Origin of the sequence: Litorimonas sp., from assembly GCA_029936425.1 — a bacterium.
Lineage (GTDB): Bacteria > Pseudomonadota > Alphaproteobacteria > Caulobacterales > Maricaulaceae > Litorimonas.
Map to the genome: position 1 here is coordinate 1 of JAPYSU010000074.1, position 2,051 is coordinate 2,051.

At 44.3% G+C, this 2,051-nt stretch carries 2 protein-coding genes; both read left to right on the forward strand.

The window, feature by feature from the left end; translation table 11 throughout:
- On the forward strand, nucleotides 1-194 hold a 194-nt coding region (locus ACN0IC_RS15155), incomplete at its 5' end, for a hypothetical protein (RefSeq protein WP_416879592.1).
- A gap of 684 nt (nucleotides 195-878) precedes the next feature.
- A complete protein-coding gene (locus tag ACN0IC_RS15160; protein WP_416879593.1) occupies nucleotides 879-1,220 on the forward strand; it encodes a hypothetical protein in 342 nt (113 codons plus the stop codon).
- Nucleotides 1,221-2,051: the final 831 nt, after the last annotated feature.

The window sequence follows — 2,051 nt, forward strand, 5'->3', positions numbered from 1 at the left end:
CTATAAGACTTGTTCCATGCGGCGATGAAATGCCCATCGAAACTTTGATCACCTTATCAAAAAAGGGATGGCTCGCATCGCGTTTTGCAAAAGTCGATGGCTCGCATCGCGTTTTGCCAAAAGTCGATGAGATTCTCACTTTAAAAACTTCAAAACACGGTGAAAACGCGATGCCAAATAGAAAAAAATGTTAGAAGAAGAAAAAAATGTAGGGTTTCATCGCCTTTTTCAAAACGCGATGAATCTCATCGCATTTTTGAACAATCCGATGAGATCCATCCACTTTTTGAAAATGTGGTCAAATTCGCTTGGGCTTGCTCATTGCTCTTCAGACCAAGTGAAACATCAGGTGGAAAACCAATCAATATGCTGCATGTAAAAATATGAGGTGATGTAAAAATATGAGGTGAATTTATATGAGTAAATATATTGAATATTAGTTACCTTCTTCTGGGCAGTACTCCTAGGTGCTTGATATTGGGCTACTCGTTACTCTGCTTCTTATGGGTAAATTTGTAAAAAATCTGAGAGGTTTATTTTAATTGAGTAGATTAATCTTTAGGGGTGCCTGAAGCTTGACTTTGGAGCATCTTGGTCCTGGGCGGCGTTTGAGGTTGCTTTAAATTGAGTTGGATCGAATTTCCCCAAAACTCCGTGAGTAAAGTTGGTTTATGCTATTGATTGTGAATTAAATGAAAAGAGAGAGGAAGCCGCAGAAGATGAGGGATAAAATCTAATGTGCTTATGAGCTCCCAAAACCTATAATATGTAATAAATAAAAGAGTCAGCCAATCATGGTGGAAACTAACCAGTAGGTGCAGTCGCTTGACTGCTCGTTCGGAGTGCCTGAACCCCACATTTCGAATGTCAGACTTACTTTGGAAGAGAAAGTGGAGCAGCTGACTCGCCTGGTAGCAGAACTCTCGCTCGAAGTGGACAAACTGAAAGAGGAAAGGAAGGAAGAGAGGCCTATCGTCGCCTGGTCCTATCACCTCTACTTCCTTGACGCCAGCAAGAAAGAGGATGTCTGCGCTCACATGTTCAAGATTCTGGACGAGGCCGTCGACAGCTTGGTTCTACCTCGCAAGGCAAGAGTGGCGCTCGAATGCTTCAAGACGCCGGACGCGCACCGCAAGTGCAATATTCTCAGGTTCAAGAGCGACAGTGGCTCGCTCATGAAGTTGCGAATTCTCGGAAAGCGGCTGACTTCGGATCCGTAGGTCGCAGAGCTCTGCAGTACAACGTAACCAACTTTTGTGGTAGGGAGTCACAAACTGAAATGTCTACGGGGCCCACTCTTCGAAGGTGAGCTGGAACAACTGCTTTCTATCGCCCCAGTGAACGTCGGGTTAGGTGAGTCCTAATTCTGAAATGGCCGTCGGAAAGGCCAACTAAAACATCAAAGTCCTGCCTTGAGAGTAGCGGCCAGATTCAGTCGCAGGTGTCAACGACCCAGTCAAGGCACGGGCAAGTCCTTGTATGAATAAGGTCTGACACTACTTGACAATTAGGCACTTTTCCCGTTTGACCGGTTTCTTTAGACTATGTATTCATAAAACGGTTAAGTAGCTAGATAGTTGTTTGCTTACCTTAAGATAGGAGTCTCACCTGAACTTTTTTGAGGTCGTTTTCTGCTAAAAATTCCTTGACATTGTTGCAGTTGAGGTTGGTGACGAAGAGCAGCTTATGAATGTCGCTCACTAGCACACGATGAAAAACGTAGCTGGTGAGACCAAAGTGGCTCCCGCCGAAAATTGCCGATGTCTTCGCCACTGCACTTTGGCAAGACTTCCGAGTTGAGTTGGCAGGGTGACCGAAGTCTAACCCCACCGCAAAAAACTCACCCCAAAAGAGGTCACCACAAAAACAACGATGAGTCAGCCGACCTGACTTTGAAGATGAAACCTTACAGCTTTCAAGACGGTTTCAAATATTTTTCATATAAATCTCTTATTAATTTCAACAATCCTCAAATATTGTCACTCGGGGTTTTGGGATTATAACTGGCAGTTGAGAGCACACACCTGCAACTAAAACTATTCGCAGGTCTG